The sequence below is a fragment of the Paucibacter sp. M5-1 genome (assembly GCF_027498415.2).
Classification (GTDB): Bacteria; Pseudomonadota; Gammaproteobacteria; order Burkholderiales; family Burkholderiaceae_C; genus Roseateles_E.
On the sequence record NZ_JAPZLM020000001.1, the window covers coordinates 5,386,930 to 5,401,600 of the forward strand.

General features: G+C 69.3%; 11 protein-coding genes. 6 read left to right on the forward strand and 5 right to left on the reverse strand.

Going from position 1 to position 14,671, the window contains the following annotated elements; translation table 11 throughout:
* Positions 1 to 37: 37 nt before the first annotated feature.
* The 3 genes from O5M90_RS25455 to O5M90_RS25465 are packed head-to-tail and all read right to left on the reverse strand — an operon-like array spanning position 38 to position 5,724.
* Positions 38 to 1,387 carry an efflux transporter outer membrane subunit gene (locus O5M90_RS25455; protein ID WP_269841071.1) on the reverse strand — a complete coding sequence of 450 codons (1,350 nt, stop codon included), beginning with the start codon at positions 1,385 to 1,387 and terminating at the stop codon, positions 38 to 40.
* Positions 1,384 to 4,524 (reverse strand): efflux RND transporter permease subunit, encoded by a 3,141-nt coding sequence (locus O5M90_RS25460; protein ID WP_269841070.1) that lies wholly within the window; start codon positions 4,522 to 4,524, stop codon positions 1,384 to 1,386. The genes O5M90_RS25455 and O5M90_RS25460 overlap by 4 nt, the downstream gene beginning before the upstream one ends.
* A 3-nt stretch (positions 4,525 to 4,527) precedes the next feature.
* Positions 4,528 to 5,724: an efflux RND transporter periplasmic adaptor subunit gene (locus O5M90_RS25465; protein ID WP_269841069.1), complete on the reverse strand. Its 1,197-nt coding sequence runs from the start codon at positions 5,722 to 5,724 to the stop codon at positions 4,528 to 4,530.
* Between the two features lie 137 nt (positions 5,725 to 5,861).
* On the opposite strand from O5M90_RS25465, the gene baeS reads away from it, so the two are divergent.
* Both baeS and O5M90_RS25475 read left to right on the forward strand, forming a co-directional pair.
* Entirely contained in the window at positions 5,862 to 7,259 is a 1,398-nt protein-coding gene (gene baeS / locus O5M90_RS25470; RefSeq protein ID WP_269841068.1) for a sensor histidine kinase efflux regulator BaeS, read from the forward strand.
* A gap of 5 nt (positions 7,260 to 7,264) precedes the next feature.
* Positions 7,265 to 7,975 (forward strand): response regulator, encoded by a 711-nt coding sequence (locus tag O5M90_RS25475; RefSeq protein WP_440402437.1) that lies wholly within the window; start codon positions 7,265 to 7,267, stop codon positions 7,973 to 7,975.
* 26 nt (positions 7,976 to 8,001) lie between these two features.
* Here the strand turns inward: O5M90_RS25475 and O5M90_RS25480 are convergent, their stop codons facing one another.
* Both O5M90_RS25480 and O5M90_RS25485 read right to left on the reverse strand, forming a co-directional pair.
* Complete coding sequence (locus O5M90_RS25480; protein ID WP_269841066.1) at positions 8,002 to 8,973, reverse strand: MBL fold metallo-hydrolase; 972 nt, start codon at positions 8,971 to 8,973, stop codon at positions 8,002 to 8,004.
* Positions 8,974 to 9,095: 122 nt separating this feature from the next.
* The gene (locus O5M90_RS25485) at positions 9,096 to 11,141 is read right to left on the reverse strand and encodes a hypothetical protein (RefSeq protein WP_269841065.1); all 2,046 of its coding nucleotides are present in this window, start codon (positions 11,139 to 11,141) and stop codon (positions 9,096 to 9,098) included.
* A 144-nt stretch (positions 11,142 to 11,285) separates the two neighbouring features.
* Here O5M90_RS25485 and O5M90_RS25490 point away from each other — a divergent pair, with 144 nt between their 5' ends.
* The 4 genes from O5M90_RS25490 to O5M90_RS25505 all read left to right on the forward strand — a co-directional run bounded on the left by O5M90_RS25490 (position 11,286) and on the right by O5M90_RS25505 (position 14,654).
* On the forward strand, positions 11,286 to 12,350 hold the full coding sequence (locus tag O5M90_RS25490; RefSeq protein ID WP_269841064.1) for a LacI family DNA-binding transcriptional regulator: 1,065 nt from the start codon (positions 11,286 to 11,288) through the stop codon (positions 12,348 to 12,350).
* 126 nt (positions 12,351 to 12,476) lie between these two features.
* Complete coding sequence (locus O5M90_RS25495; RefSeq protein WP_137943345.1) at positions 12,477 to 13,148, forward strand: amino acid ABC transporter permease; 672 nt, start codon at positions 12,477 to 12,479, stop codon at positions 13,146 to 13,148.
* Positions 13,149 to 13,170: 22 nt separating this feature from the next.
* Positions 13,171 to 13,824, forward strand: a complete 654-nt coding sequence (locus tag O5M90_RS25500; RefSeq protein WP_269841063.1) for an amino acid ABC transporter permease — start codon at positions 13,171 to 13,173, stop codon at positions 13,822 to 13,824.
* Positions 13,825 to 13,859: 35 nt separating this feature from the next.
* Positions 13,860 to 14,654 carry a transporter substrate-binding domain-containing protein gene (locus O5M90_RS25505; protein WP_137943343.1) on the forward strand — a complete coding sequence of 265 codons (795 nt, stop codon included), beginning with the start codon at positions 13,860 to 13,862 and terminating at the stop codon, positions 14,652 to 14,654.
* Positions 14,655 to 14,671 lie beyond the last annotated feature (17 nt).

A 14,671-nucleotide genomic window follows, 5' to 3' on the forward strand; every position in this document is an offset into this window, starting at 1 on the left:
GGCTTGGCGGCGGATTTCAAGCCGGGGCCAGGTCTTGTCAGCCGCCGCCCAGCGCCCGGTACAGCGCGATGCGGTTGAGCTGCTCGCTCAGTCGCACCGAGACCAGGCCCTGGCGGGCCGTGTAGAGCGAGCGCTGCGCATCGAGCACCTCCAGATAGCTGCTGGCGCCGCGCTGGTAGAGCGTGTCCGACAGCGCGAAGCGGCGCTCATTGGCGGCGGTCAGCGCCTGCTGAGCGTCGAGCTGCTCGGCCAGGCTGCCGCGCTCGGCCAGTGCATCGGCCACCTCGCGGAAGGCGGTCTGCACGGTCTTCTCGTAGCCGGCCACCGCGAGGTCGCGGTCGGCCTCGCTGAGCTGCAGCGCCGCGCGGCGCCGGCCGGCGTCGAAGAGGGGCAGATTGATCTGCGGCACAAAGCTCCAGACCCCGCTGCCGCCGTTGAACAAACCGCCCAGGCTGGCGCTCTGCGTGCCGGCCGAGGCCGTCAGCGAGATGCTGGGGAAGAAGGCGGCGCGGGCCGCGCCGATATCGGCCTCGGCCGCGCGCAGCCGATGCTCGGCGGCGCGCACATCGGGGCGGCGCTGCAAGACCTCCGAGGGCAGGCCCGCCGGCAGCGCCAGCAGCAGGCTGGTCGGCCCCTGCAGGCTGCCCTCGGCCGGCAGCAGCTCGGGCGCCAGCGGGCCACCGACCAGCAGCTCCAGCGCGTTGCGGTCCTGGGCCAGCTGGCTGGTGTAGCGCGCCACCTCGCCACGGGCGCTCTCCACCGTGGCGCGGGCCTGGGCCAGGCCCAGCTCGGAGACGGCGCCCAGCGCCAGCGCGCGCTCGGTCAGGCGCAGCGAGGCCTGCTGGCTTTGCAAGGTCTCGCGGGCCACCTTCAGGCGCTCGGCATCGGCCGCCAGGTTCAGCCAGGCGTTGGCCACCTCGGCGACCAGGCTGATCTGGCTGCTGCGGCGGTTCTCCTCGACCGCGAAGAAGCTTTGCAGCGCGGCCTCGCTCAGATTGCGCAGACGGCCGAAGAAGTCCAGCTCATAGCTGGCCAGGCCCAGGCGCACGCTGTACTGGCCGCTGGCCGGCTCGCCCTGGCGGGTGTTGGCGGCCGTCGCGTTGACGGTCGGCCACTGGCCGGCGCGCTCGATGCGGTAGAGCGCGCGAGCCCGTTCGATATTGAGCACCGCGATGCGCAGATCGCGGTTGTTGGAGAGGCTTTGGTCTATGGTCTGGCGCAGCCGCGGCTCGGTGATGAACTCGCGCCAGTCGATCGCGGCCGAAGCGCCGGTGCCGAGGCTGGGCCAGTCGGGCAGCGGTGGCACGGGGTGCTGCGGCTCGGGCGCCAGGCTGGCGCAGCCGGCCAGCAGCAGGGCCGCCGTCATCAGACTCAGCTGCGCCTTCATGCCTGTGCTCCCTGACGCGCAGCCGCGCGGCGCGCGAAGAAGCCGCGTATCAGCACATAGAAGATGGGCACGAAGAAGATACCCAGCACGGTGGCGCTGGCCATGCCGCCCAGCACGCCAAAGCCGATCGAGCGCTGGCTGCCCGATCCCGCGCCGCTGGCCAGGGCCAGCGGCAGCACGCCGAACATAAAGGCCAGCGAGGTCATCAGAATGGGGCGCAGGCGCTGGCGCGCCGCCTTCAGCGTCGCCTCGATCAGGCCCATGCCCTGCTCCTGCAGCGTCTTCGCGAACTCGACGATCAGGATCGCGTTCTTGGCCGACAGGCCCACGGTGGTCAGCAGCCCGACCTGGAAATAGACGTCATTGCTCTGCCCGCCCAGGGTGCTGGCGATTAGCGCGCCCAGAATGCCCAGCGGCACGACCAGCATCACCGAGAAGGGCACCGACCAGCTCTCGTACAAGGCGGCCAGGCACAGGAACACGAACAGGATGGAGATCGCGTACAGGGCCGGCGCCTGCGAGCCCGACAGCCGCTCCTGGTAGGAACGGCCGGCCCATTCGAAGCCTATGCCCTTGGGCATCTCGGCCATGATCTCCTCGATGATGGCCATCGCGGTGCCGGAGCTGACGCCTGGCGCCGCATCGCCAATCAGCTCGTAGGCCGACATGCCGTTGTAGCGCTTGAGCTGGCGCGGCCCGGACTGCCAGGACGCGCTGGCGAAGGCCGAGAAGGGCACCATCTCGCCGGCGTTGTTGCGCACATACCAGTGCTTGATGCTCTCCGGCTCCATGCGGAACGCGGCGTCGCCCTGGATGTAGACGCGCTTGACACGGCCGCGGTCGATGAAGTCATTGACATAGGCGCCGCCCATCGCGCTGGCCAGGGTGTCGTTGATGCTGGCGGTGGACAGGCCCAGCGCGCCGGCCTTGCGGTCGTCGATCTGGATATTGAACTGCGGCGTGTCGCCCAGATTGTTGTTGCGCACCCGCGAGAGCTCAGGCCGGGCATTGGCCAGCTCCAGGAAGCGGTCGCGCGCCTCGGCCAGCGCCTGGGGCCCGAGGCCGCCGACATCCTGCAGCTGCACCGCGAAGCCGGCGTTCGCACCCAGGCCGCGCACCGCCGGCGGCAGCAGGATGAAGACCTGGGCATCACGCACCTGGGCTTGCAGCTCGCGGCCGAAGCGGCGCGCCAGCTCGGCCGCGCCCTGGCCGGCGCCGGCGCGCAGCGACCAGTCCTTGAGCCGGATGAAGCCCTGGCCGCTGCCCTGGTCGCCGCCCTGGCCGGTGACCAGGTTGTAGAACAGCACATCGTCCTGCTGGGCCAGATAGGCCTCGACGATGTCCATCGAGGCGCGCAGCCTTTCGTTGGTCGCGCCCGGCGGCATGCGCACCTGGATCTGCAAGGTGCCCTGGTCCTCCTCGGGCAGGAAGGAAGTCGGCAGATTACGGTAGAGCAGGGCGGCCGCGCCCAGCAGCAGGGCATAGATCAGCAGGCTGCGCCCGCTGCGCTTGAACAGGCCGGCGACGCCGCTGCGGTAGCGATCGGCATTGCGGTCGAACAGGCGGTTGAAGCCGTCGAAGAAGCGGCCCAGCACAGGGCCGAGCAGGCCGCCCGGGTGATGATGCTCGCCCTTGGCGACCGGCTTCAGCAGGGTCGCGCACAGCGCCGGCGTCAGGGTCACGGCCACCAGCACCGACAGCAGCATCGCCGAGACGATGGTGATCGAGAACTGGCGGTAGATCACGCCGGTCGAGCCACCGAAGAAGGCCATCGGGATGAATACCGCCGACAGCACCAGCGCGATGCCCACCAGCGCGCCGGTGATCTCGCCCATCGACTGGCGGGTCGCCTCCAGCGGGCTCAGGCCTTCCTCGCTCATCAGCCGCTCGACGTTTTCGACCACGACGATGGCGTCGTCGACCAGCAGGCCGATCGCCAGCACCAGGCCGAACATCGTCAAGGTGTTGATCGAGTAGCCGAAGGCCGCCAGGATGCCGAAGGTGCCCAGCAGCACCACCGGCACCGCGATCGCCGGGATCAGCGTCGCGCGCAGGTTCTGCATGAACAGATACATGATGGCCACGACCAGCACCATGGCCTCGATCAGGGTCTCGACGACGCCCTCGATCGAGACCTTGACGAAGGGCGTGGTGTCGAAGCTGACGACCGCCTTGATGCCGCTGGGGAAGAACGGTGCCAGCTCATCGAGCTTCTTGCGCACCGCCTCGGCCGTGCCCAGCGCATTGGCGCCGGTGGCCAGAAAGATCTGCATGCCGGCGGCATTCTGTCCGGCCAGCCGGGCGCGGGTGTTGTAGCTGTCGCTGCCCAGCTCTACCCGGGCCACATCGCCCAGCCGCACCACCGCGCCGTCGCCGCTGGCCTTCAGCACGACATTGCGGAACTGTTCCACCGTCTGCAGCTTGCTGCGCGCCGTGATCGTCGCATTGAGCTGCTGGCCGGGCGGGGCCGGCAGCGCACCGATCTGGCCGGCCGAAACCTCGGTGTTCTGCGCGATCAGCGCGGCGCGAACATCCGAGGGCATCAGCGCGTACTGGTTCAGCTTGCCCGGGTCCAGCCAGACCCGCATCGCATAGCCGGTGCCCTGGATATTGACGTCGCCGACGCCGTCGACCCGGCTGATCACGTCCTGCAGGCTGGAGGCGATGTAGTCGCCCAGATCGGTGGCCGTCAGCCGGCCGTCTTCCGAGATCAGTGACACCACCATCAGCAGATCGGTGCCGGCCTTGGTGACCGAGACGCCGCGGTCCTGCACCGCCTGCGGCAGCTGCGACAGCGCCTGCTGCAGCTTGTTCTGCACCTGCATCTGGGCCACATCGGGATCGGTGCCGGCTTCGAAGCTCAGCTGCACATTGGCCGAGCCGGAGCTGCTGCTGGTCGATTCCATCGACACCAGCCGGTCCAGCCCCTTCAGGCGCTGTTCGATGATCTGGGTGACCGAGTCCTCGATGGTCTGGGCCGAGGCGCCGTTGTAGCTGGCGTTGATGGAGACGCGGGTCGGCGCGATGTCGGGGTATTGTTCCAGCGGCAGCAGGTGGATGGACAGCGCCCCGGCCAGCATGATGACGATGGCGATGACCCAGGCGAAGATGGGCCGGTCGATGAAGAAGCGGGCCATGGCTCAGCGGCCCGACGCCGGGGCCGAGGCCGCCGATGCTGCCTTGCCCGTGCCCCGGGCCGGCTTGCTGCCGGCCGGCACCGGCCGCACCGGCGCGCCGACCTTGGCGTTTTGCAGGCCCTCGACAATGAGCTGGTCGCCGGCCTTCAATCCTGCGGTGACCTGCCAGCGGTTGCCCACCGCGCGGTCCACCGTGACAGCGCGGCGCTCGACCTTGTTGTCAGCGCCCACCACCAGGGCCGAGGCCTCGCCATTGGGCGCACGGGCAATGCCTTGCTGCGGCACCAGAATCGCCTGTTCATTGATACCGGTCTGCAGCAGCGCGCGCACATACATGCCGGGCATCAGCAAGCCCTCGGGATTGGGCACCAGCGCGCGCAGTGTCACCGCGCCGGTGCTGCGGTTGACCGTGACGCCGCTGAACTGCAGGCGGCCGGCATGCGGATAGGTGCTGCCGTCCTCCAGCAGCAGCCGGATCGGTGCCTCGCCGGCCTTGCCTGCGGCCTGCTGGCTGCCGTCGGCCAGCTCGCGCTTCAGGCGCAGCAGCTCGGCGCTGGACTGGACGATGTCGACATAGAGCGGATCGAGCTGCTGAACCGTGGTCAGCGCCTCGGCCTGGTTGGCGGTCAGCAGCGAGCCGGGCGTCACGCTGGAGAGCTCGACACGGCCGGCGATCGGCGCGGTGATGCGGGTGCGCTCGAGATTGATGCGAGCGCTCTGCAGCGTAGCGCGGGCCACGGCCAGTTCGGCCTCGGCCTGCTGCAGCGCGGCCTGGCTGTCGTCGCTGAGCTGCTGGCTCAGGGCGCCGAGCTTGGCCAGCTCGCTATTGCGCTGGGCGGTCACGCGGGCCGAGTTCAGGCTGGCCTCGGCCTTGGCCTGCGTGGCCTGGGCACTGGCGACGGCGGCCTGGTAGCTGGCCGGGTCGATCTGGTAGAGCGGCTGGCCGGCCTTGACCGTCGCCCCTTCCTCGAACAGGCGGCGCTGCAAAAGGCCGCCGACCTGGGGCCGGATCTCGGCGGTCTGGCGGGCGCTGGTGCGCCCCGGCAGCTCGGTGCTGAAGACATGGCGCTGGGCCTGGACCTGGTGCACGCCGACCTGGGGCGGCGGCGCGGTGGTGGCGGGCTTGTCGTTCTTGCCGCAGCCGGCGGCCAGTAACAGGGTGGCGAGGGCTGCGCCGGCGGCGCGAAGCTTGAAGGTCATGAGCGTCCAGCAATAGCGGTTGCGCCGATGATGCACTGCAAATGTGGAGAGAGCTTGAAGACCGCCGTGGCGAGACTGGCATCTCCCGCCGCAGCGCCCCTGAGGCGCTAAGCTTGGCGCTCCCGAGCCGCTTCTCCATGTCCCTGAGCATCACCGCCAAGCTGTTTGCCGCCGTGCTGACGACGGCCGTCGCCGTCGCGATCGCGATGGGCGTGGCCGCGCACATCAATCTGAACCGCGGCTTTCTGGGCTATCTGAACGAGCAGGCGCTGCTGCGCCTGGACCAGGCCGTGCCCAGTGTCGCGGCCGGCTACCGGACCCACGGCAGCTGGGACTTCCTGATCAAGCAGCCCGATCTCTGGCATCGGTTGCTGCGGCCCTTGCCGGGCGATGACGGCACGCGGCCGGCCCAGGGCAAGCCGCCGCCGACCGTCTCCGACCTGACCGGCGCGACGCGCCGCTTCACGCTGTATGACGCCCAGCGCCGGCGCCTGGCCGGCTTTCCCGGGCCGGCCATCAATGCGGTGGAGCGCGCCATCGTGGTCGACGGTGCCACCGTGGGCTGGCTGGCGATGGCGCCGTTCGAGAATGCCAGCTCGGCGGCCGAGCGGCGTTTCGAGGATGGTCAGACCCGCGCCAGCTGGGCCGTGGGCCTGGGCGCCACGCTGATGGCCGCCGCGATCGCGGCCTGGGCCTCGCGCCGGCTGCTGACGCCGGTCAAGCGCGTCGCCGCCGCCACCCACCGGCTGGCGGCCGGCGACTACGAGACCCGGGTCGATGTGCGCTCGCGCGACGAGGTCGGCCAGTTGGCGGCCGACTTCAACCGCCTGGCCCATACGCTGCAGCGCAATGAGCAGATGCGGCGCGAGTTCATGGCCGATGTCTCGCATGAGCTGCGCACGCCGCTGGGCGTGCTGCACGGCGAGCTGGAGGCGCTGGAGGACGGCGTTCGCACGCTGGACCAGGCCTCGCTGCGCTCGCTGCAGGCCGAGGTCGCGACGCTGAACAAGCTGGTCAACGATCTCTACGAGCTCTCGCTGGCCGATGTCGGCGCGCTGGCCTACCGCAAGGCCGATGTCGACCTGGCCGGGCCGCTGCAGCAGACGGCCGGCGCCTTCGGCGAGCGCCTGGCGGCCAGCGGCCTGAAGCTGCAGCTGGAGCTGCCCGAAGCGCCGCTGACGGTGTTTGCCGACGAGCGCCGGCTGCAGCAGCTGTTCAACAATCTGCTGGAGAACAGCTGCCGCTACACCGAGGCCGGTGGCCTGCTGCGCATCGCGGCGCGCGCCGAAGAGGGTCAGGTCTTGATCGATGTGATGGATTCGGCGCCGGGTGTCGGGGCCGAGCATCTGACGCGCATCTTCGACCGCTTCTTCCGTGTCGATCCCTCGCGCAACCGCAACAGCGGCGGCGCCGGCCTGGGCCTGACCATCTGCCGGCGCATCGTCGAAGCCCATGACGGCCGCATCGACGCGAAGCCCTCGCCACTGGGCGGCTTGTGGATGACGATACGCCTGCCGCAGGCCACGGCCGGATGACGGTGATGGACAACAAGCCCTGGCTGCCTGCCGACGCCGCCCGCATCTTGGTGGTCGAGGACGAGCCCAAAATGGCGGCCCTGCTCAGCGACTATCTGCGCGCCGCCGGCCATCTGCCCGAGTGCCTGGCCGACGGCCGCGAGGCGGTGCCGGCCTACCAGGCGCGGCGCCACGATCTGATCCTGCTCGACCTGATGCTGCCGGGCCGCGACGGGCTGGACATCTGCCGCGAACTGCGCACGTTCAGCGATGTGCCCATCGTGATGCTGACTGCGCGGGTCGAGGAGGCGGATCGCCTGCTGGGCCTGGAGCTGGGCGCCGACGACTACATCAGCAAGACCCCGTTCAGCCCGCGCGAGATCGTCGCCCGTGTCAAGGCCATCCTGCGCCGCAGCCGCGTCCGCAGCCATCCCGGCGACGCCGGGCCGGCGGCCGCGCTGCAGATCGACGACGAGGGCTACCGCGCCTGGTTCAAGGGCCGCTCGCTGGACCTGACGCCTATCGAGTTTCGCCTGCTGAAGACCCTGTCCAGCGCGCCGGGCCGGGTGTTCACGCGCGAGCTGCTGCTGGACCGCCTGCATGACGAGCAGCGCGCGGTCACCGACCGCGCGGTCGACAGCCACATCAAGAACCTGCGCCGCAAGCTGGAGCAGGCCGACGCCGAGCCCGACTGCATCCGGGCGATCTACGGCGTCGGCTACCGCTACGACGGTTGAGCGACGGCCGTTGACGGCCGCCGAGCTCAGGCGATCGGCTGGAAGGCATAGCCCTTGCCGCTGGCGGCCATGCGGCCCAGCGCGGGGAAGGGGAAGTGGAAGCCGCCCAGCAGGGCCTGGTTGTCGACAATGCGCTGGAACATCTCGCGGCGCACCTTGCGGGCGGCCTCGGCGTCCATATCGAAGGTGACGGCCCAGTCCGGGTTGCGGGCGAACAGCGCCGGCACATTGGTCAGGTCGGCCACATAGAAGAAGCTCTGGCCGGCGGACTGCAGCTGAAACAGCGTGTGGCCGGGCGTGTGGCCGTAGGCGGCGATCGAGCGTATGCCCGGCGCGACCTCAGCGCCGGCCTCGAAGCGCTGCAGCATCTCGGCGGGCATCTGGGCGAAGGTGCGGCGCACATTGTTGAACGCTCCCTTCATGCCCTCGGGGGCGGCGGCCATCTTGGCATCGTCCATCCAGAAGGCATGCTCGGCGGCCGGCACCAGCACCTTGGCCTTGGGGAAGACGTAGTCACCGGCCTTGTTGCGCAGGCCATTGATATGGTCGCCGTGGTAGTGCGAGATCAGCACCGTGTCGATATCGCCGGGCTGGAAGCCGGCGGCGCGCAGCTGCTCCAGCAGCTTGCCGGTGGTCGGCCCGCCGAATTCGCCCAGGCCGGTGTCCATCAGGATGCGGCGGCCGCCGGCCACGATCAGGAAGGGCGTGTAGGGCACGTCGATGTAGTCGGTGCCCAGGCCTTGCGAGGCCAGCAGGGCGCGCACCTCGGCCAGCGGCGCGTTCTTGACGAACTCTTCGCCCAGCGGGCGGCGGGTCACGCCGTCCAGCAGCGCGATCACCTCGACATCGCCGACCTTGGTCTTCAGAAAGCCGGGATTGGCGATGCTGGGCATGCCGAGGTTCGGCGCGTTCTGGGCCCAGACGGGGATGAACGAGCCGGCGCTGTAGACCGCCGTGGTGGCCAGGCCTGCCCCGAGAAAAGATCGCCGATTCAGCATGAAAACTCTCCAGTCTGGTTGGTGAACGAAACGGTCGCCATGATCGCGGCGGGCCTGGATGCGCGCCCGCTGCCGCGCCTTAAGCAGTGCAAAGCCTGGGGTTATTGGTGGCCGCGGGCGGATCAGGCCAGCTGGCGCGGGCGCACCTGCGGCATCAACCGCTCGATGGCCTCCAGCGGGACGCGCCGCCCGTCGGGCAGCAACTCGGACAGCGCATTCAGGAGCTCGGGGCTGAGTCGCCCGACCACCTGTGGCAGCTCTGCGAAGCGCAGGCCCTGGCGCACGATGAAGGCGATATAGCTGTGGCGCAGGCAGTCTGCCGTGACGGTCTGCGGTCGCGCCAGCTGTGCGTCATGGGCGGCGGCGATGGCTGCAGCCTCGATGGCGGCAGCACCCAGCGGCCAGCCCTCGGGTGTCATGAACAAGGCCTCGTGGCCGGCCGCGCTCGGCGCGTCGGCGGCCGCGCGGCGCTCTTGCGCGAACTGCCGCAGCTGGGTCGGCAGCGGCAGGCTGCGGCCCTGCTCGCCGGGCACATGCAGCAGGTCGGCATCGAGATCAATATGGACCCGCTGCAGCGCGGCCGTCTCGGCGCTGCTGAGGCCGGTCAGCAGCGCGCTGAGCAGGGCGCGCTGCTCGGTCGAGGCATTCTCCAGCAGGCCGGCGACCTCGTGCGGCGCGAGTTCGCGAGGCAGGGGTGTGCTGCCGGCCTCCAGCGCCAGCGGCTGGGCCGCCGCGCTCAGCGTCGGTGGATGCTCGGCGGCGGACAGGCCCATCCAGGGTTGATTCAGCACCACGGTCGGCGAGGCCGCCGGCATCGGTGGCGCGCGGTTGAAGAACTCGACGAACCAGACCGCCAGAAAGCTCAGCAGCAGGGCCGCGCCCAACGCGATGCCGGCGTCGCGGCCGTAGTGCGGCAGCCAGGGCTTGATGGGCAAGGCGGCGGGCTCCAGCACCAGCAGGCGGGGTTGGCGGGCCGTCTGGCTGGCCTGCAGAGCGAGCAATTGCTGCTGCGCCTCCTGCTGCATGCGCTGCAGGCCGTTCAGCTCGGCCGTCATCGACTGCGCGGTCTCGAGCTGGACGTTCAGGGTCTGCACCTGACGCTGGTCGCTGGCCAGTTGCTGGCGCAGGCGTTCGACCATCGCAGCGCTGCTGGACTGCTCTTCGCGCGCCTCGGCCAGCGCGGTCTGCTGCGCCCGCGCGCTCTCGGTCTCGAGCTGCTGTTGCAGATCGGCGATGCGGGTCTTCAGCGCCCGGGCGCCCGGGTCCATCGCCAGGAACTGCGGCGTGAACTGGCGCTCCAGCGCGCGCAGATTCTCCTGCTGCTGCGACAGGCGCTGCTCGATGGCCGCTATGGCGGCGCCGTTGCGACCCAGCGGCAGACGCTGGCCCTCGGCAAGGGCGCGCTCGATCGCCCGCAAGCGGCCGGCCGCGCTGGCCTCGCGCTCGGTGGCGCTGCTCAGTGACTGGTTCAGTCCCTTGAGCCGCGACAGCGTCGGGCTCTCGTCGCGCGCGCCCGAGCTGATCTGGCTGCGCTGCCGGTAGGCCTCCAGCGCCCGCCGTTTTTCTTCGACCCGCTCGCTGATCACACGCAGCGCCTCGCGTGCATCGCTCAGCTGGGCGGCCGACACCGCCTGGCCGATCTGGCCCTGCTCCTCGCGATAGACCTCGACCAAGGTGTTGACCAGGCGCGCCGCCAGCACCGCATCGCCAGCCTGGGCCTGGACCTGCAGCAGTTGCGAGCCGGGCTGCTCGGTGATCGTCAGCATCTCGCGCATCGCGCTCAGCGCCGCCTCGGGCGTGGTCTGCGTGAAGAAGCCCTGCGGCAGCAAGCGGGTCAGTGCTTTCTCCAGCAGCGGGCGGCTGGCGAGCAACTCGCCCTCGCGCAACATCGCCTGCCTGGCGTTGTCGGCCGGTACAGCGGTGGCGGCGGGCGCGCCGGCCGGCGTGATCTGCAGCAGCGCCTGGGCGCGGTAGACCGGCGCGCGCAGCCAGTTGGCGCACTGGCCGATCAGCAGGGCCAGCAGGAACACGCCGAAAAAGACCTTGATGCGGCGGCGCATCGCCGGGCTGCGGCCGTGCAGCTCGGCGCCCGGGCCCAGGCTATAGGTCTGGGCCGGCCCGAACTGTGGCGGGTAGACGCCCGGCGGCGCAGAAGAACGATCAAACATGGGCCGGCCTCCGGTTGGTCGATGGGTTGACTATAGACATAGCACCGCAGCCAAGCGCCGCACGCAGCGGCTACTATTCGTTCAACAGCCTGAAACTGGTTTCAGCTGCTGTTCTCAACATCTCTTACTCACCTGCTATCGCCCATGCCGTCCCGTCCCGCCAAGCCGGCCGCCGCCCAGCCGCCCAGCAGCCGCGCCACGATTGCCGATGTGGCGGCCGCCGCCGGCGTTTCCAAGGCCACGGTCTCGCGCTTTCTGAACCAGGCCGAGCTGCTGACCCGCGACATCGCCGCCAAGGTCGAGGCCGCCATCGCCCAGCTGGGCTACAGCCCCAGCCCGATGGCGCAGGCGCTCAAGCGCGGGCGCTCGCGCCTGATCGGCCTGGTGGTCGCCGATGTCACCAACCCCTTCTCGGTGGCGGTGCTGCGCGGCGCCGAGCGCGCCTGCCAGCAGGCCGGCTATCTGGTGATGCTGTTCAATCTCGGCAATGACGGCTCGCGCGAGCGTGAGGCCATCGAGGCGCTGTCCTCCTACCAGGTCGAGGGCTTCATCCTGAACACGCTGGGCAGCGACCCGCAGGCCCTGGCCGCCGCGGCGCGTCTGCACAAGCCGGTGGTGCTGGTGGACCGGCGTCATGCCGGCATGCAGTCGGACTTTGTCTCGCTGGACAATGCCGGCGCGGTGCAGCTGGCGGCCCAGCATCTGCTGGAGCAGGGCTGGCGCGAGCTGCTCTTTGTCTCCGAGCCCAGTGCCGGCGTCAGCTCGCGGCTGGAGCGGCTGCAGGCCTTCAACAACTTCATCGCCGCCCATGCCGGCCTGGGCAGCGAGGGGCTGGTTGGCAGCGCCTTCGAGAGCCGGGAGGCGCAGGGCGAGGACCTCGACCAGGCCTTGCGTGCGCTGCGCAAGCGTGCCGGCAAGAAGCCTGTGGCCCTGCTGTCCAGCAATGCGGTCGTGACCCTGCGGGTGTCGGCGGCGCTGGCCCGGCTGGGCTGGCGCTTTGGCAGCGATATCGGTTTCATCGGCTTCGATGACACCGCCTGGGCGCCCCATGTGGGCCCGGGCCTGAGCGCGATCGCCCAGCCCACCGACGACCTCGGCCATATCGCCGCGCGCTGCCTGCTGGAGCGGCTCGAAGGCCAGGCACTGCCACCCCGGCAGATCCTGTTGCCCGGCCAGCTCGTGGTGCGCGGCTCCTCCCAAAGGTCTTGAGCGAAGTGTTTGAAATTTACGGGTAAACCCGTGTATTCAGCCTGAAACCGGTTTCATAAACTGCGTTCACGGTGGTGCCGAGCGGGCATGCCACCCCGACAAGAACGACAAGCGAGACAAGCAAGCGTGAACTACGAGTTTCAGTTCGGTGCGGTGTTCGCCGCCTGGCCGCTGCTCTTGCAGGGCACCTGGACGACCATCGAGTTGTCCTTTCTGGCGATGGTGCTGGGTCTGCTTGTCGCGATCGCCTGTGCCTGGGGCAAGACGGCCGGCCCGGCGCCGCTGCGCTTCGCGATCAACAGCTATATCGAGCTGATCCGCAACACCCCCTTCCTGGTCCAGCTGTTTTTCTTCTTCTTCGCACTGCCGGCCCTGGGCCTGCGCTGGAGCGCCCACACGGCGGCACTGACGGCCATGGTCGTCAACCTCGGCGCCTATGCGACCGAGATCATCCGCGCCGGCATCGAGGCGATCCCGAAGGGCCAGATCGAGGCCGGCCTGGCGCTGAATCTGAAGCGCCACGAGATCTTCCGTTTCGTGATCCTGAAGCCGGCGCTGAAGGCCATCTATCCGGCGCTGACCAGCCAGTTCATCCTCTTGATGCTCAGCTCCAGCGTGGTCTCGGTGATCTCGGCCGATGACCTGACCTCGGTGGCCGCGAACCTGCAGTCACAGACCTTCCGCAGCTTCGAGATCTATATCGTCGTCGCGCTGATCTATCTGGCGCTGGCGATGAGCTTCTCGCTGCTGTTCCGGCTGATCTACCGCCGCACGCTCAACTACCCCGACCGCCGCTGAGCGACGAAGGCGGACACCCATCATGCGCACCTTCGGATTTGCCGAGTTCCTATTCATTCTTGAAGCCGCGAAGTGGACCATCGCGCTGTCGCTGATCGCCTTTGCCGGCGGCGCGGTCGGCGGCCTGCTGGTGGCGCTGGGCCGCACGGCCGAGAGCCGCTGGGCGCAGCGCGCCGCCGGCCTCTTCATCCAGATCTTCCAGGGCACGCCGCTGCTGCTGCAGCTGTTCCTGATCTTCTTCGGCGCGCCGGTGATAGGCCTGGACATCAACCCCTGGGTCGCGGCCGGTGCCGCGCTGATACTGAACAGCAGCGCCTTTCTCGGCGAGATCTGGCGTGGCTGCATCCAGGCGATCCCGCGCGGTCAGTGGGAGGCGGCCGAGGCCTTGAGCCTCAGCTATGTGTCGCGCATGCGCGATGTGGTGCTGCCACAGGCCTTCAAGATCGCGTTGCCGCCCACCGTCGGCTATATGGTGCAGATCATCAAGGGCACCTCGCTGGCCGCCATCATCGGCTTCACCGAGCTCACACGCGCCGGCCAGATCATCAATAACGCGACCTTCCAGCCGCTGCTGGTGTTCAGCGTCGTGGCCGCCGTCTACTTCGCGCTGTGCTGGCCGCTGTCGCTGCTGGCGGCCCGCATGGAGCGCCGCCAGGCCCGAGCGCTGGCGCGCTGATTGATTCTTTCGACCCACCCCTGGAGACAAGACCGATGAACAAAGCTATCCAAACCCGCCGCCTCCTGCTGGCCGCTGTTGCGGTGCTGAGCCTGGGCGCCTCGCTGTCGGCCTCGGCCCAGAGCGTCGCCGATGTGAAGAAGAAGGGCGAGCTGACCGTGGGCATGCTGGTGGACTTTCCGCCCTACGGCACGCTCAACAGCGCCAATCAGCCCGACGGCTATGACGCCGATGTCGCCAAGCTGCTGGCCAAGGAGCTCGGGGTCAAGGTCAATATCGTGCCGGTCACCGGCCCGAACCGCATTCCCTTCCTGCTGACCAACAAGGTCGATCTGCTGGTGGCCTCGCTGGCGGTGACGCCGGAGCGCGCCAAGCAGGTGCAGTTCTCCAAGCCCTATGCGGCTGCCACCATCGTGGTCTACGGCAGTACCAAGGCCGCGATCAAGTCGGCCGCCGATCTGAAGAACTTTCGCATCGGCGTGGCCCGCGCCAGCACCCAGGACATCTCGCTGACCGCCGCCGCGCCGGCCGGCACCGAGATCCGTCGCTTCGACGACGACGCCTCGGCGATGCAGGCGCTGATGTCGGGCCAGGTCGACGCGATCGGCTGCTCCACCACGGTGGCCGCCCAGATCGCCCAGCGTGCCGGTGCCGCGTTCGAGAACAAGTTCGTGCTGCGTCAGCAGCAGATGGCCGTCGCGATGCGGCCGGGCCAGGAGGAGTTGCTGAAGACCGTCGACGCCTTCATCGACAAGCACCGCGCCGGCGAGCTGAACACGCTCTACAAGAAGTGGCTGGGTACGGATTTCCCGGCGATGACGGCCAACTGAGCAGCGAGCAGCACCTC